Below are 18,137 nucleotides of genomic sequence, written 5' to 3'. Positions count from 1 at the left end.
TGCGCATCAGGCGGAGCCGCCGCAACGGCTTGTCGCAGTCATCCGTGTCATCCGATTGAGGGGCTTGTTTTTCCACATCCCGGCACGCATAAGGTCCACCGTGGGCGACGAAGTATCGATATTTCAATATGAAAATTAAAGGTGGTGACACCATGCTCCACCTTGCGATATGAAACCCCTATCGTGGGGGTATACGCGTTCTTCGCGCCTTTTGTTACGCTGTCCGTGACGCCTTCCGTTAAGCATCGAGAACGAAGAGGAGTCCTTCGGGCTCTTCTCTGGTGGTGCTGGTGGTGCTGGTGGTGCTGGTGGTGCTGGTCGTGCGGCTCGCGGTTTTCGCGCTTTCGGTGTCCTTCGTGAAGAGCGCATCGGCACCTTCCGTGGCTTTCGCAGCGTTCCGGTTCGTCGCGTTCGTCGCGTCTTGCCGGGGCAGCCGCCGGAACCCGCACTTCTCCAGGACGCGGATGGAGCCGAGGTTGCCAGGGAAGACCTCGGCGTAGAGGGGGCGCATCCGGGCGACATGACGGAGGAAAAGCGCCAGCCCCGCGCTGGCGATGCCCCGGCCCCAGTAATCGCGGCCGATCCAATAGCCGACCATGCGCTGGCCCGACCCGACCCAGCTCACGACATTTCCGGCCACCTCGCCCCCGGCGACGATCGTCTGCACGAGGCTCGTGGGGTCGACGAGGACCTTCTCCTTCCAGTGGGTCATGAACGCGTCGCGCTCGCGCGCGGGAAAGTCCGCCACCCGCGTCGCCTCCGGATCGCGCTGGTGTTCGAAGAAGATGTCGAGATCCCGTTCGTCGACATCGCGAAGCGAGACGTTTTGGTGGTCTGAGAGGCTGGGGCGCGTCATGTGCGACCCGTGCCTGGTGGGCAGCATGCGCTCTTGCCAAAGGTGCGCCAGCCATGGCGTGTCGCGTGTGCGTTGGTGACGAGGATGGTCGGATTCGGCATCGGAGGACCCGGGGTGAGAGAGGATGGAACGAATGGGCCATCTTCTCCCGTTTCTCTTCGGCCGTCTCGCTGAAGTGGTTGCCGCCATTCAAGGGCAGTGGATCAAGGTGACATTTTCAGGGCTGAGCACCGATGCCGGGTTCACCCCGAAAAGCTCGTTGAACGCATGATCGAGGTGCGCCAGATCCGGGAAGCCGACTTGGCGCACGATGTCCGATAGCGCCTGCCCCTGCGACCAAAGCGAGACCGCTCGCCATACGGCTGCCCAGCGCGCGTAGTGGCCCACGGTGTCGCCGGTGACCTCCTTGAAGAGATGACGAAAGCGCGAAGGCGACAAGGCGAGCTGGTTCGCCAAGCCGGTCAATCGCGCTTCGTCGAATGGCAATTCGTCGAGCAGCTTCAACGCCCGTTCGATGCGTGGATCGATGGCCGGGAGCGCTCCGGAGGTGCCGCCGCGGAGCGCGGGGACTTGGCCTGCGATCGCGCGCACCGCCGCCTCGAAGAGCGCATCGAGCCCTGCGCACGGCAAGGAGCCGCCGAGGGCGCGCTCCAGCGCGGGCATCAACGATAGAAATGATTCGATGTCGAGCGACTGCGCCGGCTTGGTGGCGCGAATCGAATGAAGCGGTAATTCGAATACCGCCAAATCGCTGTCTACGGCCACCAGGCGCCGCCGCCATGTGTTGGGGGCGATCAACGCCGCGCGGGTCGAGAGGGTGATGTCTTCGCCGCACTCGAGCCAAAATGGCTCCTTGCACGCCAGGAGCAAGGTCGGGGCGATTCGTCGATATGGGGTGCGCGGCTCCATCACGAGTCGCGATGCCAGCAGCAGAAAGCGACGCTCTCCGTAATAAACGGTGAATCGGAGCGGCGCGCCCATCTTCGTTTCATACGCTCTTCACACGAATCGAACACTCCGAACCTCGCGCCGCGCTGCGATGGCGCGCGTTTCGAAATCGTTCGTGGGAGGTGCTTCGCCATGAGCCGTTCGCGCAGGCGTGCGGCTCATGGCGCCGCGGGCTCATGGGGGCTCACTCGCGCTGCTCAGCTGTCAAACTTCGATGCGAGACACCGTGTTCGTCCAGCGCCGCGCGCAGGATCGCTTTGGTCCGGTCGGGCCCTGCGATCCGAAGGAATGGTGCGGTACGAACCGCCCCTTCGGTCGGGGCTGGATGACCGTCGAAGCCTGCCAGCTCGAAGGTAAAAAATGGGCAACATCGACGTTCGAATGCCACCCAATCCGTGATTTGCTCACGAAGCGCCGGGGCCGTTGGGAAAACGAAGGTGTAGCCGTCCGAATTCTCGATTAGCCTATGAATCGCGTGAAAAACGGCGCGAGAGCGCGCGGCGTGCTCGGCGCGCTCCGCCGGGCTGAACACCGCGGGATCGCACGCCACGGAGGCGCTGCTATCCTTACAAGGTAGGTCGACGTTCGAAGGAGAAAGGTCGGAATCGCACATGCACCAAGCGTGCGACTTCAAGCACGCTTGAAGTCAAGCCCACTGGGCCCGCGCGAGGCCGAAGGCGCTGTATGTCGATGCAACATCGTGTGACCACAGCGGCTTCTGCCTCTTCTGTCGGCATGGACATTTGCTAACCTGGATGGCACCTGGGATGCAGCTTCCTCTCGCGCTGGAGCGGTACACACTTTTTCGCGAGCTCGCCTCGGGCGGAATGGCGACGGTGTATCTTGCACGCATCCATGGCGCAGCTGGATTCGGTCGCACAGTGGCCATCAAGCGCCTTCATCCACACCTGGCGAGCGACGAGGAGCTGGTCACGAGCTTCGTGGACGAGGCCCGTTTGGCCGCTTGCATCCACCACCCCAACGTGGTGCCCACCCTCGACGTGGTGGCCAGGGATGGCGAGCTCTTTCTGGTCCTGGAGTACGTGACGGGCGAGTCGCTCGCGGGGCTGCTCCGCGCCTCGGCCAAGTTGGGTGAGACGATACCGGTTCCCATAAGCCTCTTCATCGCCACCGGTATGTTGAATGGATTGCACGCCGCCCACGAGGCAAAGGACGAAAAGGGCGATCCCATTCACCTCGTGCACCGCGACGTGTCGCCGCAAAACATCATCGTCGGCATCGACGGGATCGCGCGCGTCCTCGATTTCGGGATTGCCAAGGCCGCAAATCGCTTGTCGCAATCCACCAATGGCGGCGTGCTCAAAGGCAAGATCCCGTACATGGCCTCGGAGCAGCTGGTCGGGGTGGTCACCCGGCAAACCGATATTTACTCGGCGGGCGTCGTTCTCTGGGAGATGCTGACGGGGAGGGGGCTCTTTCGCGGCGAGAACGGGCTGCAGTTGATGAACTCCATCATGTGGGGCGAGGTTGCCCCTCCGAGCAGCATCAACCCCAAGGTGCCGCCCGAGGTGGATTGGATCACGATGAAGGCCCTCGCGCGCAACCCGCGCGATCGGTTCGCGACCGCCCATCAAATGGCCGAGGCCATCGACGCGCTCGACGTCGCGTCCTCGTTGAAGGTGGCGGAGTGGGTCCAAACCATCGGCGCATCCGTGCTCGCCGTTCGGAGCAAGTTGGTCTCCGAGGTCGAGAGCGTTGCCGCCGAGGCGGACCATCCGCGGATCTTGGCCTGGTTGCCCTGAGCCCCCGACAAATGGGGTTCACCTTTCCCGTATCACCTGCGCGCGGCGACTTGATCGCCGTCGTGGCGCCCGCGACGGGGGTCGACCGCAAGCGGTTCGAGCCGGGCCTCGCGTGGTTGTGCGAGCACTACCGCATCCGCATGCTGCCATCCATCTTCGACGAGAATGGCTATTTGGCCGGGAGCGATGCGCGCCGCCGCGACGAATTGGCGTCGGCCATGATCGATCCCGACGTGCGCGCGATCTTCCCCGCGCGCGCGGGCTACGGTTCGATGCGCATCATCGACCAACTGCCCTGGGACGAATTCGAAAAGGATCCCAAATGGATCGTCGGCTTCAGCGATATCACCGTGCTGCACGTGGAGGCCACCGCGCGCCGGATTGCCTCGCTGCATGGTCCGGTGGTGACCACGCTGTCGTCGATGTCAGCGCACGCGCGGGGCGGCTTTCGTGAGCTGCTCGAGGGGCGCGAGCGGCACCTTTGCTTTCCGCACCTCGAGCCCATCACCCCCGGCACGGCCGAGGGCGTTCTGGTGGGGGGCAACCTCTCGCTCCTGGTGGTCATGGCCGCGGGCGGCCGGCTGAATCTCCCGGAGGGCTGTATTCTGGCGCTCGAAGACACCACCGAGCACCCGTACCGGGTCGATCGCATGCTGACGTCACTTCGATTGGGCGGGCACCTCGCCCGCGCCGCCGGGATCGTTCTGGGCGATTGGGTCAATTGCCAGCCCGACGGCGATGGAGTGACGGTGATGGAGACGCTGGCGAGCTGTTTGAGCGATCTTCGCGTCCCCGTTTACGCGGGCGCCACGTTTGGACATGGCGCGATGAATACGCCTTTCGTCCTGGGCGGCGACGTGGTGCTCGGCGATGGTCAGCTGGTGGCCAAGGTCACGCGAGGCGAGTGAGGGCGCTCACTCGATGACGGAGTTGGTCACCTGGGGAGGGCCCTTGGCCTTGACGAACATCCCTGGATAATTTTGGAACGCGCCCTTCGGATTTTTCCGAAGGACGGAGTCCTTGATGATCAGCGAGCCGGTTTCGTCGTTGCTCACGAAGAAAATGGCGCTCCCGCCCTCGTTCGCGTGGTTGTCCTCGATACGAACGCCGGAGAGGGAGAGGCTGTACGTATTGCCGTCGTTGTAAATGGCGCCGCCGTTGCCGCCCTGGCCATCGTTGGCGCCGTGGCCGGTGGCGTGGTTGTCGCCGAAGACGCTGTTGATGATCGTATAAGAGGTACCGATGCTGCTGATGGCGCCTCCGTTTGCGCAGTCGTTGCCGAACCCCGCCGCGCCGCCGAACGTGCTCCCCACGATGTAGACGGGGCGCGATTGGCTTCCTCCTTTGGGAAAATCGAGGACCCGGATGGCGCCGCCGCCCACGTCGGAGCCCAGCTCGTCGCACACGTTGTTGAAGAAGCGCGAGTTCACGACCTTGAAGCGGCCGCCCCGCACCCAAATGGCGCCGCCGCCGCCGTTGTTGTCCTGGGTCTCCAAGCCCTTGGCGTTGCCGTCGATGAAGGTGAGGTTCTGCACGGTGAGGGCGGGCGTCTCTTGGTTGTTGCAGTCGCTCGACGTCCACACTTGATTCTTGTCGCACGTGTTTTGATAAAGGATGCGCACCTTCCCGCCGCCGCTCAAGGTCACCTTTCCGCCGCCGTCGATGACGATCTTCGGGCCCTTGTCGTTGAAGATCTTCGCCGTCTTCGTGAGCGTGATGATCACCGGATTGGGGCCGCAGTTGAACGTGATCACGCCGCCTTTTGCCACGGCGTCGACGAATGCATCGCCCGTGCAACTTTCTTTCGTGCCCGTTCCCACCACGGTGCGCGGATTGGAGCTGTCCTCCAAACGCGCCTCCGGCGGGATGTTCGAGCCGCCATCGGGGTTGCCGGCGGGCGGGCCGGCGTCGGGGTTGGTGCCGCCGGGGTTTCCACCCGGCGGCTCCTTTCCGCCGCCATCGAGGTCGCCGGAGGGATTGTTCGACGTTCCGCTGCTGCACGCCGGAACGCCCAAGGTCAAAGCGAGCGTCATCCAGGGCACGAGCCCGTGCCTGCGATAGGATCCCATGCTCGCATCATAGCGCCGCGCAATGCACCATGGGACGTCTGGAATAATCCGGCCTCACCCAAGTAGACGAAGGGCCGGTGAACGCGCGCGCGTCCGGCGCCGATCAGCGCGGTGTTTTGCGTTTTCCGCGCCGTACGACCTTCGTTCCGCTCTTGGCGAAGGTATTGGGCGTGGTCGATTTAGTCGATTTGGTGGTCTTCGGTTTAGCGGGCTTAGTGCGTTTGGCGCGCTTGGTGGTTTTTGCGCGCTTTGGCGCCGGCATCCGCTCGGGCACGGCGATCATGGTCATGACGGCGGGCCCGGGGGGTGCGTTTCGCGCGGCGGGGGTGAGATAGACGCGCTGAAAGGCGATGGTCTTACCGTCTTTGACGAATTCGTCACCCACGATGCGAACTTGGGAGGCGCGGGCGAGGCCGCCGAGCACGTGATCCATGGTGCGGCGGTCGATGGTGCTCTCGCCGAAGAGATCGCGGTGGAGTTGGCCCACCGCGCGCCCGTCGCGCTCGCGGAGGGCGGCGAGGATGAGGGCCGCGGCGTCTTGCTCCTTTTTGGCGGGCGCGCGGAAGGTCAGCGCCACGCAGGCAGAGGGCGCGCACACGTCGCATTGCCCGCACGGGCTACCCGGGTCATTTTGATCGCCGAAGTGCGCGACCAGCTTCAACATCCGGCACGCGGACGTCTCCGCGAAGCGCCGCATTTTGTCGATCTGTTCGCGCTTGTGGGCGCGCTGGCGCTCGTAGGCGCCGCGCCAGTCGGCGGTGCCCCGGCGAACGGTTTCACTGGGCCCCATGATCGCGCCCCCGTGGATCCAGAGCTTCTCGAGCGCCTTCTCGAAGACGTCGGGGCTCACCTGGGCGCGCGCGGCGAGATCGGTCACCGTGCATCCCCCGGCGGGCAGGGCGTCTTGGATCTGCGCGAGGTGCGCGGGGTCCGGGTAGTTTCGCTCGAGGAAGAACTCGTGCGTCTTGGTGTCGACGAACGAGTGGAGCAGCACGGCGCGCGAAGGCGATCCATCGCGTCCGGCGCGGCCGATCTCCTGATAATAGCCTTCGACGCTGGCGGGCAGTGCGGTGTGCAAAACGGTTCGGACATTGGCTTTGTCGATGCCCATGCCGAAGGCGATGGTCGCGACCACCACGTCGAGCTTGCCCTCGAGGAACGCGGATTGGACGTCGTCGCGCGCGCTCGCGTGGAGCCCGGCGTGGTAGGCGGCCGCGCGCAAGCGGCGCTTTCGCGAGAGCTCGGTCGCGAGCTGCTCGGCGTCTTTGCGGGTCGGCGCATAAACGATGGCCGGTCTTCGCGCGGGATCGGCGAGCAGGCGCTGGACGACGCTGGGGCGCTCGGCGGGGCTCTGCTCGATGACCTCGACGCCGATGTTGGTGCGGCGGAAGCCGTGAATGAAGCGCTCGGGTGATTCGAGCCGGAGCTCGCTCGCGATATCGTCTTGTACGCTGGGGGTGGCGGTGGCCGTCAGCGCGATGATCGGCGCGGGCCGCAAGAGGGGGAGGCGCTCGCCCAGCATGCGGTAGTCGGGGCGAAAGTCGTGGCCCCATTGCGAGATGCAGTGGGCCTCGTCGACGGCCACCAATGCCGGTTTGCGGCGGGCGAGCATCTCGGGGAAGCCCGGTACCTTGAGGCGCTCGGGGGCGATGAACAAATAGTCGAGCGCGCCGTCGAGGTACGCCCGGCACGCGGCGCGGGACTCCGCGCGGTCTCGCCCGGAGTGGATGCGTGCTGCCGCGAGGCCGCGGCGGGCGAGCTGGGCGACTTGGTCCTCCATGAGCGCGATGAGGGGGCTCACGACCAGGGTGGTGCCGCCGCGGGCGAGGCCGGGGAGCTGGTAGCAGAGGGATTTGCCGGCGCCGGTCGGCATGACGAGGAGCACGTCTTTGCCTGCGGCGGCGGCTTGGCAGACATCCTTTTGATATGGGCGAAACGACGAAAATCCGAACGCGCTCGTGAGCAGCTCGTCGAGGTTGCGCGAGCGCGCAGGGGGCGGGGCAGGGGGCAAATCGAGGAGGGGGAGCCTATCGCGCAGCGATGCGGTACCGGCTGCACCCGAGCTGCCGTGCAGCGATGCGGTACCGGCGGTGTTCGAGCTGCCGCGCAGCGATGCGGTACCGGCGGTGTTCGAGCTGCCGCGCAGCGATGCGGTACCGGCGGTGTTCGAGCTGCGCAGCGATGCGGTACCGGCTGCGCCCGAGCTGCCGCGCAGCGATGCGGTACCGGCGGTGTCCGAGCTGCCGCGCAGCGATGCGGTACCGGCGGTGTTCGAGCTGCCGCGCAGCGATGCGGCGCCGGCTGTATCCGAGCTGCCGCGCAGCGATGCGGTACCGGCTGCACCCGAGCTGCCGTGCAGCGATGCGGTGCCGGCGGCGTTCGACGTGTCGCGCAGCGGTGCGAGGTTCGATGCGTCCGAGGGGGCGTGCCGCGCGGTTCCGTTCATGTACGCCGGTTTGTCGGCGGAAGGTGCGGCGGAGGCGGCGATGCCCACGACTTCGCGCACGTACCGCTCGATTTCGAGCATGAACGCATCGAGCTTTCCCTCTCCCCGCTCGATGCGCCCGAGCTTCGCCTCCCACTCGCCGGTCATGGCGGGGCTCTTCACGTGCGGGTGCACCATGGCGATGAGGGCGATGCCTTTGTCGGTCGCCTGCAGCAGCTTTCCCTCGCGGACCACGTACTCGCGCCGCAGGAGCGTCTCCAGGATCGCCGCCCGCGTGGCCGGCGTACCGAGCCCGCACTCGCGCATCGCCTGCGACACTTCTTTTTCGTCGAGGGTGCGCCCCGCGGTCTCCATGGCCGTGAGGAGCGTGCCGTCCGTAAAGCGCGCGGGCGCTCGCGTCTTCTTTGCCACCGATTTGGCGTCGACGACGTCACGCGGCATCCCCGCCACGAGCCCGCCCGGAAGCTCTGGTTCGGGCGCCGGGCGCGCAGTCGATTTGGCGTCGCCCTCTCTCGTCGCGCGCGCTGGACGCGCCGGGCGCGACGGAATGTCGAGCACCTTCCACCCCATGCTCTCGACGCTGGTCCCCTGGCTCGTATAGCGATCGCGCACGTCGTCGCACGTGATGGCGGTGATGACGGTCGTCACGGCGTACAGATGGTCCGAGTGCCACGCCTGCAGCAGGCGCCGGCACACCAGGTCGTAAATGGCGCGCTCGTCGGCCGTCAAATCGGCGGATGGCCTTCCGCCCGTGGGGATGATGGCATGGTGATCGGAGACGCGCCCGTCGTCCACGAACCGCGGGCCGAGAGGCCGCGCCCCGGTGCCCGGAGCAAGGAGCGCGCGGTAAGGCTCCGCGATCGCATCCACGATCCCGGGCAATGTGCTCGCCACCGTGCGCGAGAGGTGACGCGAATCCGTGCGCGGATAGCTGAGGAGCTTGTGCCGTTCGTAGAGCGACTGCGCGATCCCCAAGGTGCGCTGCGCCGTAAAGCCATAGAGCCGGTTCGCGTGCCGTTGAAGCTCCGTGAGATCGTAGAGCAGCGGCGGCGGCATACGCCGCGACTGCCGATCCACCGACTCGATGCGCGCGCTCCCGCGCTGGGCTCGCGCCACGATCTCCTCCGCCTCTTTGCCGTCGGGCGGCAGCCTCCGCGCTTCGGGCTCGGGGGTGTCCGGTCGCAGGTACGTGCCCTCGTAGAGCTCTTTCGCGTTCGCGCCGCCGTTGGCCGCGCCGCCGTTGCCGGCGGGCTCGTCCACGATGGCCGCTGCGCCGGGCGGCCCGAACGTCGCGACGACCTCGAGGTAGTCCTCGGGTACGAATGCCCGAATCTCCAGCTCGCGCGCCACCAGCATCGCCAAGGTCGGCGTCTGCACGCGGCCCACGGAGAGGTTGTCGTCGTGAACGACGCTGTAGGCGCGCGAAAGGTTCATCCCGACGAGCCAATCGGCGCGGCTCCGCGCGCGGGCCGCGTCGGCGAGGCGGTCGAACTCCTTGCCATCCTTGAGCGCGCGAAGCCCGGCGGCGATGGCGTCGGGGGTCAGCGACGAGATCCACAAGCGGCGAACGGGTTTCGTCGCCTTGGCCGCCTCGTAAATATAGCGAAAGATGAGCTCCCCTTCGCGGCCGGCGTCGGTCGCGCATACGATCCCGCGCACCTCGCGCGCCAGCATCAACCGGCGGACCACCTCGAACTGCGCGCGCGTCGCCTCGGTGACCACCAGCGGCCACGCCGCCGGCAGCAGCGGAAGATCGCCGAGCCGCCATTTTTTCCACGCTGGGTTCATTTCGTGGGGCTCCGCGAGGGTGACCAGGTGCCCCATGGCCCAGGTCACCACGTGGCTGTCGCTGCGGAAATACCCCTCCGCGCGCGTGCGCGCACCGAGCACGTGCGCAATGTCACGCGCGACGCTCGGTTTCTCGGCAACGACCACGATGCTCATCGATGGCGCTACGTTTAGCGCGGAACCGCCTCCGCGTGGTGCAGATCGAAGACGATCGATGATGTCAAGGCGAACCGAACTCGGGCCGGTACCGCACGACGCCAGGCCGCCCATCGAGCGCGCCCTCGCGAAGCGCCAGGGCCATGAAGGCCGCATCCGGACACGCGAGCTCCCAACGAAGGCCGAAGCGGCTGCCCCGCTCGAAACCAAAGCGAGGGTAGTACTCGGGGTGGCCCACGACGATCACCACCCCGTGGCCCAGGCCGCGAAGACGCTCGAGCCCATCGCGCACCAGCTCGGAGCCAACGCCATGCTTCTGAAAATCCGGATGGACGGCCATGGGAGCCAACCCCACGCCCATGTCGCGCGCTCCATCCTCGCGGTCCACCGCGACGGGCGAGAAGAGAATGTGCCCCACCACGTTCCCATCGAGCACCGCCACGAGCGAGAGCGTAACCCCGCCATGGTGCCGTACCGCGTCCACCATATCGGCTTCCATCGCGCGCCCGAACGCCAGCTCGTTCACCCGCCGAATGCTCGCGACATCGCTCGGCAGCTCGGGGCGGATCAGGATGGGTGCAGCGTGCATGCACGAAAGCCTATGAAAACGATCCGCGCTCGAAAAGCCTCGCGGGCGCGCTTCTCACGGCACCGCTTGGCACGGTGGCGCCGACGCTGTCTCCAAAAACACGATCGAATCGACGGATGAGCGAATGGGGCCCGAGCCTTCTCGTCTCCGTTCCGAACGGGATCGGCCGATCGACCACCGAGCCCGCCGGCGCGCGATCCACCACCACGAAGCTCGAGCCGGGGGTGGCCGCGAGGTGCGCCTCCAGCGCGCCTTCTCGCAAATGAACTTGGGAGATGCCACCGGCTTTGTCGGGCAGGTAACGCGTTCCGCGGCCGTAGAGCAACCAGGACACCCAAAGGCTGCCCGGCTGATCGCGCTCGATGCGCGTTCCGAAGCTCGTCCACATGGGCAAATCGTGCGGCGTGCGGCCGTACCAGAGCACCTCGGAGTCGCGGGCGACGTGCAGATCGTGCGCCAGGAGCGCCACCTTGGCGTTCTCCGGCAGGGTCGCGCGCCAGCGCGCAAAGCGCGGAAACATGCGCGCCTCCCGCGCCACGAACATGCGCCGGACCCGCGCGGGGCCGCCCTCGGAAGGGTCGGCCATCGAGGCGACCATCTCGAAGAAGATACGGTACGAAAACGTCAACTGGTCGAGCGCGTCGCGCGCGGTTCACGAGGGCGGAGGTCTTACCCTCGACGTGGCGCAAAAGCTGCGAACGAGGCGACCATCTCGAAGAAGATACGGTACGAAAACGTCAACTGGTCGAGCGCGTCGCGCGCGGTTCACGAGGGCGGAGGTCTTACCCTCGACGTGGCGCAAAAGCTGCGAACGGCGGCGACGTGCATGCTCGCGTCGAGCGCGGCCGCGCTGCTGGTGCCGACGGTGGCCGGTGTGCTGCTTTCGCTGGCGAGCGGAGAGCTCTCCATCACCGTGCACGCGGGGGCGGGCGTCGTTTTGCCCATGGCCTTTTCGGGTGCGCTTCGCTTGCTCAGCGGTGTGGTCGTCGATGCCGCCGCGCTGGCCGAAGAGCACGCACAGATCGTGTAACGGCCGAAATGCCCATCGTCGTCCGATTGGGGGTCGTGCTTGCCGAACGAAATGTCCGCTCCAAGGAGCTTGCGGAGTACGTGGGCATCACCGAGGCGAATCTCTCGCTCTTGAAGCAAGGCAAGGTCAAAGGTGTTCGCTTCGATACCTTGACGCGTATCTGCGAATTTCTCGAGTGCCAACCGGGCGACATTCTTCACCATGTCCCCCGATCCGGAGACGGAGTCAGTGGCCCGCGCTGCGCGAAAAAAGTTGGATGACGAGCACGCCCGCGATGATGAGCGCAATCCCAAAAATCGCCGGTAAGTCGAGCTTCTGCCGGTAGAGCACGGCGGCGATGATGCACACGAGCGTGACCCCGATGCCGCTCCAAATCGCGTATGCGATGCCCACGGGGATGTCCCGCAAGGTCTTCGAGAGCGCATAAAAGGCGCCTGAATAGCCCGCGAGGACGAGAAGTGACGGCCCGAGCCGTGAGAACTCCTGGGACGCCTTCAACGCCGAGGTCGCGATGACTTCGCAGAAAATCGCCATCCCGAGATACACATAGCCGTTCATGGCGGCAGCTTACGCCAGGCTACCCCCCGAAGCGATTTCGTTCGCGCGCGATGTTGTCTTGCATGTTGCAGCCGCGCACCCGCTCTTGGCGTATGCTCGAAACGGACATCATGCGTATCGGACAGCTCGCACTGCGCGCCGGGCTCGCGCCCTCGGCGATTCGATATTACGAAAGTATCGGAATTTTGAAGCCGCCCGCGCGGGTGTCCGGACGTCGCGAATACGCCAATAGCGCGCTCGATACGCTGCAGTTCGTCCAAGCCGCGCAACGCGCCGGTTTTACGCTCGCCGAAACGCGCGAGCTGGTCGGCCTCCTGCGGAGCGGCGGCCCGGATCCATGGCCATCCATCGCACGGCGAAAGCTCGTCGAGCTCGACGCGTCCATTGCCAAATTGACAATGGCCCGCCGCCTCCTCGCCAGCGCCATGAATTGCGCGTGCGAAGGAAAGATCGATGCGTGCGCGCTGGTGGCCGATCGCTGAGCTCCCGGCAGGTTGCCCGTGCGTCTGCATGTCAAATGTGGCGCGGCGCGCCTCGATGCGATCGAGGCGCGCCATTCCCATTCAACCTAGCTCGTTGCCCCCGGCGGGGCCGCGGGCGTCTTTATCAGTTGTAGGTGTCGCCTTCGGGAGCGACCGACTCGGTCGACTCCGTTGCGTCATCCACGTCGAGCAGGCCACCGGCGCGGACTTGCGGACGGAACCAGCAGGTCGGCACGTTCTTGCCGTTGTAGCCGGGCACGCCCACGCTGGCGGGCAAGCAGCGGACCTTGGCAGCGTCACGCTCTGCATCCACGGAGTTGCGGTTGGGGCGGCTCTTGCCCGGGATGTTGTTGATGTCGCCTTGCACCGTGCAGAGCGCGCCCGTGAAATACGTGTCCAGGCGGCATTGCGCGCGCGGGTGGGCCGTTTGCGTGGCGCTCACGACGGTCGTATCGGGCGTCTCGTAACGGACGGTGCCGCCGCCCAGCGCGGCCAAGAGGTCGGCCGTCGACTTGCCCGCAACGGAGATGCGGTAGCAGAGGTCCTGCGAGGCGGTGGTCTTCCACTCCGCATCGCACTTCTGTTTCACGATGGCGGGGGCCGTGTTCCGGAACGTGGCATTGACGGCCGTCTCGTTCACCCAGCCATTGCGCGCGCAAACCTGCGTCGCGTACCAGTCCGACTGGCCTTCGGCGGACGCCCAGTTGGTGCTGCTGTAGAAGAAGTAGCCGCCCAGGTGGTGCCCGATCTCGTGACACAGAACGATGGCGAAACCGTCCGACGTGATCTCGGGGCGGCGCGCCAGACCGCCGAACATATTCACGGTCCACGTCGTTCCGCTCTGCGATGCGTTGGCGTTGACGGTGTTGTCGGTCCAGCGGTTGTTGATCACGAGCCGGCCGCCCAGACGGGAGACGATGGGCGTGTAGATGCCCTTGTAGTAGTTGATCACCCGATTGAACTCGGCCTCGGTGATGCCGGTCGGGGCGAGCAGGTTGTCCTCTTGGTCGAGGCTGTTCTGGGGCATGAAGGAAATTTCCCGCGAGCTAGCGGGCGACCCGATGGCCGCCGCACTCGTCAACCCCATCGCCGCTACCGCCACTGCACCGATCACGCCTCGAATCACGCTCTTGTTCATTGTGATCTCCAGGTTAGAAACGTCGTTTGAATTGTCAGGATCCCGGGGCTTCGCCAGCGCGATGAATCCTTTGCCGAAGCGAGGCTGTGGACCGACGGGCTTTCGTGGGCGGGGGGACTTTGAGCGCTTGTCGCTCGCGAGTCAAGCTCGAAGAGCACGGTGGAAAAGAAGTTTGTTTTGCCGCAGTGGGATATCGGTTTTCATCGAGAAAATTCGATAACGCACCGGTCCTACGACGCATTCAACTGGGTATTTCTGTGCGACATCGATCGACAATGGAATCGATTGTGGAGGCCTCGCGCTGACTCAACCGAGCCAAAATTGTCGTGGCGCGCCAATGCCTCGAACCCGCAGAAAATGAGCGCGATCGTGCGAGCGACCCCGCGTCTCGTTGCGATGTTGGGTCGTGGTGTCGCTTGGACGCCTTCGTCGAAGACATCGCGCCTTGGCGCAAAATGCTTGCCTCTGCAAGTTGGCCAACTCACAACCGGTGTAGATACATCCCCATCGCACGGTCGATTGGTGCGTCGCGCGTCGACGCCGTCGCCGGACGGTTGCCGCCTGTCAAATTAATTGCGTATGCATTGGACTGACGCCGGCAACCTGGTGCTTCAGTTGCCCGAATACATCCAATCCCAACTTGCACCGCGTGCGAAGCGGTCGAATGCAAAACAGCCTTGTGGGTTGCACGGCATCGCGTGGTCGCCGCGAAGTCGTTGCCGACGATCGTGCGGCTCGGGGCCTGTCCCGAATCGCGACGTCGCCGGCACTCCTCAGCTCTCGTGCGGGAGGAGGTCTTCTCGTTCTTACAAGGTAAGAGAGCGGTGGCGTCCGCTCGCGGGGGTCACGCCCGCCGCCTTCGTGCGATCCTCTGGCCCAAGACGAATCGGACCAGCATGGAGAAAACGGTCAAGAAAAGCAGCGAATGAATGATACCACTCGTGACGTTCTGATGGAATGCAATCGCAGTCACCCAAATGACGAAAGAAAGGGCGGCGAGGACCCACAGAAAGTTCATCGACTCATCCTCCTGTTCGGGTCGGGGCACGCCAATGTGCTCCCACCCATACATGGAGATTGGGAGATGCCGTTCGGTATGATGAACGACTCCGCAGCGAGGAGTGAACGTTACCTCGCCGCACGCGATTTACCGCCGAAGAGCTCCATTCGAAAATGTCCAATCCGAACGATTGGGCGCGTCCGGCGACCCCGCCGACCGACGCTTCGCATCGCGACGGACCCGACCAAGCTCCGCATCGCCACCGACTCGACCAAGGATCGTCACCCCGACCAAAGCTCCGCACCCTTCGATGCTCGAAGGAACACTGGGTGACCATCCGACAACCGAGCGAGCGTCCCTGACGCGCCCGACGCACCACCCCGACCGACCTGCGCGGCCCTCGGGCCCAAGGTGCGGGCCCGAGGAGCGCGCGCCCGCGTCAACCCGGCGTCGGTGAGAGGGCCGAAAGAACGGTGCTCGGCAGCTTCCCGATGCGTTCGCGCTGCGGGAAGGCGCCGACGGGGACGCGCGCCACCTCGGTCGCGGTGCGATAATCGATCACGGAGATGGCGTTGGCTTTGCTCAGCGAAACGAAACAGTGATTGCCATCCACGCTCGTCGTGGCCCAGTAGGGGAGGGAATCGGTCGGGTAGTGAACGAAGCCGTCGGTGGTCAGCGCGGGCCGGCGGACGATGGCCGTATAATCGTCGATGGTGCCGACGTCGCAGAGCTTCGTGGCGTCGCCCGATATGGCCAGGCCATGGTGCGCGGAGTTCAGCGGGTATTCATCGGGGGTCAGCGCGCCGCCGTGGGCGCTGAAGGGCATGGCGACGGTTCGCGTGATCTGCCCGGCCACCAAATCGAACTCCACGAAGCCGTTCAGATAAGAAAGTTGTGTGTACATGGTTTTCTCGTCCGCCGTGATCACCGACGGCCGGATCCCTCTCGGGAACTGGTACGTCCGGAGGACCTTCAAGGTCTTCGCGTCGACCACCGTCAGCCGTTTCTCGCCTTTGAGCGCGTCGAGCGCCCGGGGCAGGCTGACCACGCCGATGCTCGAATTGTAGATACGCCGTCCATCCGCCGAATAGTCGTTCTGATGCGGATAGGTGCCGGTCGCGAAGTTGCCGACGAGCAGGCCCGTGCTCGTGTCGAGGACCTGCGCCGCCATGGCCGTCGTGGCGGAGACCACCAGGCGCGTGCCGTCGGGGGAGAGGGCGGCGTGGTCGGCTTTGAAGCCATCGAGCTTGAAGCGCCAAAGTTGGTTCTTGCTCGCGATGTCGATGGCCACCGCGTCATTGAGGGCGCCGCGCGAGACGTACAGGGTGCGTCCGTCCGGCGAGACGAAGAGATCGTCGACGAACCGATCGCCGCCCTCCTGCTGCCCGACGATGTCGTAGGCGGTCTTCTCGACGAGGTTCATCGCGTCGAGCCGCGCCTGCAAATCCGGAATGACGTCGATCGAGCCGAGGTTCTGGAACGTGTGGCCGTCGAGGAAGCTCACGGTCCCCGCGGCGCTGTTTCCGACCAAGAGCACGTCCCGCAGCGGAGCGGCGCTCGTCGCGCTCTCCGCCGCCTCGGCCCTCGTCGCCATCGCCGCCGGGCTCCCGATCCCGAGCGAGGCGATGGCCGCACACATGGATGTCCACCGAATCAGTCGTTTCGTATCGAGCATGAGCGTCCCCTTTCGCGCGATGATCCGTATAGGTCGCGCGGGGACGCCGTGGAAATGAGAAATGCGAAATTGCGATTCGAAGGGTCGGGAATGCCGAGTATGAACTCAGGCATAATCTAAGTGCGAGCGATGTGCGTGGCGATGCTCCAAACGCGAATGAACGCCGGCCGCCCGTGGAGAGCCCGACCGCGCCAGGGTCGATTCACCGGCGCGATCGGGCTCGAAGTCATGATTGAAAATGCGAATCACGACTCAGCGGATATTGCCGCCGGTGTCCTTGGACGACTGAACGATGATCTCGACGCGGCGGTTGTTCGCGCGCCCTTCGGCGCTGGTGTTGTCGGCGATCGGGTTGCTCGGGCCCATGCCGGTGGCCTCGATGCGATCGGCGGCGATGCCTTGCGAGACGAGGAAGCTGCGCACGGTGTCGGCGCGCGCTTGCGAGAGGCGCTCGTTGACGGCGGCCGAGCCGGTCGAGTCGGTGTAGCCCTCGATGCGCAGCTTGGCCTTGGGGTCCTGCTGGTTGAGCACGTGCGCCACCTGCTCGAGGCGCTTCTTGGCGGCGGGGAGCAACGCCGACTTGCCCGACGTGAAGAGCACCGAGCCGGAGAGCGAGATCACGAGCCCGCGCGCATCGCTCCGCACGGACGCGATCTTGCTCAACTCGGAGTTCGCCTCGCGCGCGCGCCGCTCGGCGTCCTCCCGCTGCATGCGCTCGTTCTCCAGCGCTTGCCGTGTGTTCGCCAGCTGGTTGGCGTTGGCCTTGGCCAGCTGATCGCGCAGCGATTGCTCGCGCGCGTTGGCCTCCCGCTGCTGCTGCCGCGCGGCGGCCGTGCGCGCCTTCACGTCGGCGTACTCGGCCCGGCGCTGGGCGGCGTACGCGATGTCCTTGGTCTCGTCCGAATCGCCGTTCTCGTCGAACGAGTGCTCGGCCACCTTGAGCGTTTGCTTGGCCGCGTGCACGTCGGCCGGCGCCAGCTGCGAGGCTTGGCCTTCGTTCGCGCCCTTGTAGGCGCTGCGGGCGTTGACGAGCTCCGAGGGAGGGGTCGTGCTGGCGCAACCCACCGCGCCCGCGATCACGGAGAACCCGAGAAGATGAATCAGTTTCATCGCGCACCTCCTTCGCTGCGGGGCTTCACCACCGGCGCGGGTTGTTGAACCGGTCCCGGCACCGTCGATCCCGTCGTGGTCGTCGTCCCCACCGGGACGCTCGAGCCGCCGATCGGGGTGGGCGCCGGGGCTTGTCCCGCGGCGATCGCCTGCTGGAGCTCGGACTGCAAGGCGTCGGCGCGCGCGACGGCGGCCTTGGCGTCGCGCTCGGCCGCGACCTCGCGCGCCTCGGCGAGGGCGAGGTCGGCGTCGGCCTTGGCCCGGACCAGGACGAAGTCGGCGCGCTTGTTGTCACCGTCCTCCATCAAGCGCTTGGCGCGCTCGATCTCTTCGTTCGCCAGCCGCAAGTGGAGCTGCGCTTGCGGGTTGGTGTTCGCGCCGACCTCCTGGGCCGCGCGTGAGGTCGCCACCGCGTCCGCCATCCGCTGGTTGGGGGCGGGATAACTCGAGCAAGCCGCGGTGCTGGCGATGACCGCCGCGCCGAGAGCCAAATGAATCGATCGCAACATGGTTGTATTCTCCTTGAAAA

General features: G+C 65.7%; 17 protein-coding genes. 5 read left to right on the top strand and 12 right to left on the bottom strand.

Annotated elements, in window-relative coordinates; all coding sequences use genetic code 11:
* Window positions 1-238: 238 nt before the first annotated feature.
* The 3 genes from LZC94_32835 to LZC94_32825 form a co-directional block, all read right to left on the bottom strand.
* A complete protein-coding gene (locus LZC94_32835; GenBank protein ID WXB12623.1) occupies window positions 239-856 on the bottom strand; it encodes a GNAT family N-acetyltransferase in 618 nt (205 codons plus the stop codon).
* 189 nt (window positions 857-1,045) lie between these two features.
* Window positions 1,046-1,837: an AraC family transcriptional regulator gene (locus tag LZC94_32830; GenBank protein WXB12622.1), complete on the bottom strand. Its 792-nt coding sequence runs from the start codon at window positions 1,835-1,837 to the stop codon at window positions 1,046-1,048.
* A 151-nt stretch (window positions 1,838-1,988) separates the two neighbouring features.
* Complete coding sequence (locus LZC94_32825) at window positions 1,989-2,354, bottom strand: hypothetical protein (protein ID WXB12621.1); 366 nt, start codon at window positions 2,352-2,354, stop codon at window positions 1,989-1,991.
* A 217-nt stretch (window positions 2,355-2,571) separates the two neighbouring features.
* Between LZC94_32825 and LZC94_32820 the strand changes: the two genes are divergently transcribed.
* Window positions 2,572-3,567, top strand: coding sequence for a serine/threonine protein kinase (locus LZC94_32820; protein ID WXB12620.1), 996 nt, complete (start codon window positions 2,572-2,574; stop codon window positions 3,565-3,567).
* Window positions 3,568-3,578: 11 nt separating this feature from the next.
* Window positions 3,579-4,475: an LD-carboxypeptidase gene (locus LZC94_32815; GenBank protein WXB12619.1), complete on the top strand. Its 897-nt coding sequence runs from the start codon at window positions 3,579-3,581 to the stop codon at window positions 4,473-4,475.
* A 6-nt stretch (window positions 4,476-4,481) separates the two neighbouring features.
* Here LZC94_32815 and LZC94_32810 read toward each other — a convergent pair whose 3' ends face one another.
* From LZC94_32810 to LZC94_32795, 4 genes are all read right to left on the bottom strand, one after another.
* A complete protein-coding gene (locus tag LZC94_32810) occupies window positions 4,482-5,600 on the bottom strand; it encodes a hypothetical protein (protein WXB12618.1) in 1,119 nt (372 codons plus the stop codon).
* A 139-nt stretch (window positions 5,601-5,739) separates the two neighbouring features.
* Complete coding sequence (locus LZC94_32805) at window positions 5,740-10,026, bottom strand: DNA topoisomerase 3 (GenBank protein ID WXB12617.1); 4,287 nt, start codon at window positions 10,024-10,026, stop codon at window positions 5,740-5,742.
* A gap of 64 nt (window positions 10,027-10,090) precedes the next feature.
* Window positions 10,091-10,615: an N-acetyltransferase gene (locus LZC94_32800; protein WXB12616.1), complete on the bottom strand. Its 525-nt coding sequence runs from the start codon at window positions 10,613-10,615 to the stop codon at window positions 10,091-10,093.
* A gap of 10 nt (window positions 10,616-10,625) precedes the next feature.
* Window positions 10,626-11,201, bottom strand: a complete 576-nt coding sequence (locus tag LZC94_32795) for a hypothetical protein (protein WXB12615.1) — start codon at window positions 11,199-11,201, stop codon at window positions 10,626-10,628.
* 207 nt (window positions 11,202-11,408) lie between these two features.
* Here LZC94_32795 and LZC94_32790 point away from each other — a divergent pair, with 207 nt between their 5' ends.
* Together LZC94_32790 and LZC94_32785 are read left to right on the top strand one after the other, a co-directional pair.
* The gene (locus tag LZC94_32790; protein ID WXB12614.1) at window positions 11,409-11,645 is read left to right on the top strand and encodes a hypothetical protein; all 237 of its coding nucleotides are present in this window, start codon (window positions 11,409-11,411) and stop codon (window positions 11,643-11,645) included.
* A gap of 8 nt (window positions 11,646-11,653) precedes the next feature.
* Window positions 11,654-11,905, top strand: a complete 252-nt coding sequence (locus tag LZC94_32785) for a helix-turn-helix transcriptional regulator (protein WXB12613.1) — start codon at window positions 11,654-11,656, stop codon at window positions 11,903-11,905.
* Here the strand turns inward: LZC94_32785 and LZC94_32780 are convergent.
* Window positions 11,871-12,203: an SMR family transporter gene (locus tag LZC94_32780; protein WXB12612.1), complete on the bottom strand. Its 333-nt coding sequence runs from the start codon at window positions 12,201-12,203 to the stop codon at window positions 11,871-11,873. The genes LZC94_32785 and LZC94_32780 overlap by 35 nt on opposite strands.
* 110 nt (window positions 12,204-12,313) lie before the next feature.
* On the opposite strand from LZC94_32780, the gene LZC94_32775 reads away from it, so the two are divergent.
* Entirely contained in the window at window positions 12,314-12,685 is a 372-nt protein-coding gene (locus tag LZC94_32775) for a MerR family transcriptional regulator (GenBank protein WXB12611.1), read from the top strand.
* A gap of 124 nt (window positions 12,686-12,809) precedes the next feature.
* Here LZC94_32775 and LZC94_32770 read toward each other — a convergent pair whose 3' ends face one another.
* From LZC94_32770 to LZC94_32755, 4 genes are all read right to left on the bottom strand, one after another.
* Window positions 12,810-13,823 (bottom strand): hypothetical protein, encoded by a 1,014-nt coding sequence (locus LZC94_32770; GenBank protein WXB12610.1) that lies wholly within the window; start codon window positions 13,821-13,823, stop codon window positions 12,810-12,812.
* A gap of 1,439 nt (window positions 13,824-15,262) precedes the next feature.
* A complete protein-coding gene (locus LZC94_32765) occupies window positions 15,263-16,498 on the bottom strand; it encodes a serine/threonine protein kinase (protein WXB12609.1) in 1,236 nt (411 codons plus the stop codon).
* Between the two features lie 252 nt (window positions 16,499-16,750).
* Window positions 16,751-17,608 (bottom strand): OmpA family protein, encoded by an 858-nt coding sequence (locus LZC94_32760; GenBank protein WXB12608.1) that lies wholly within the window; start codon window positions 17,606-17,608, stop codon window positions 16,751-16,753.
* Complete coding sequence (locus LZC94_32755; GenBank protein ID WXB12607.1) at window positions 17,605-18,117, bottom strand: DUF4398 domain-containing protein; 513 nt, start codon at window positions 18,115-18,117, stop codon at window positions 17,605-17,607. The genes LZC94_32760 and LZC94_32755 overlap by 4 nt, the downstream gene beginning before the upstream one ends.
* Window positions 18,118-18,137 lie beyond the last annotated feature (20 nt).

The sequence above is a fragment of the Sorangiineae bacterium MSr11954 genome (genome assembly GCA_037157815.1).
GTDB classification, from domain to species: Bacteria; Myxococcota_A; Polyangia; order Polyangiales; family Polyangiaceae; genus Pendulispora; species Pendulispora albinea.
Note: the sequence above shows the minus strand (reverse complement) of the source record. Positions and strands in the feature narration are given on the sequence as shown.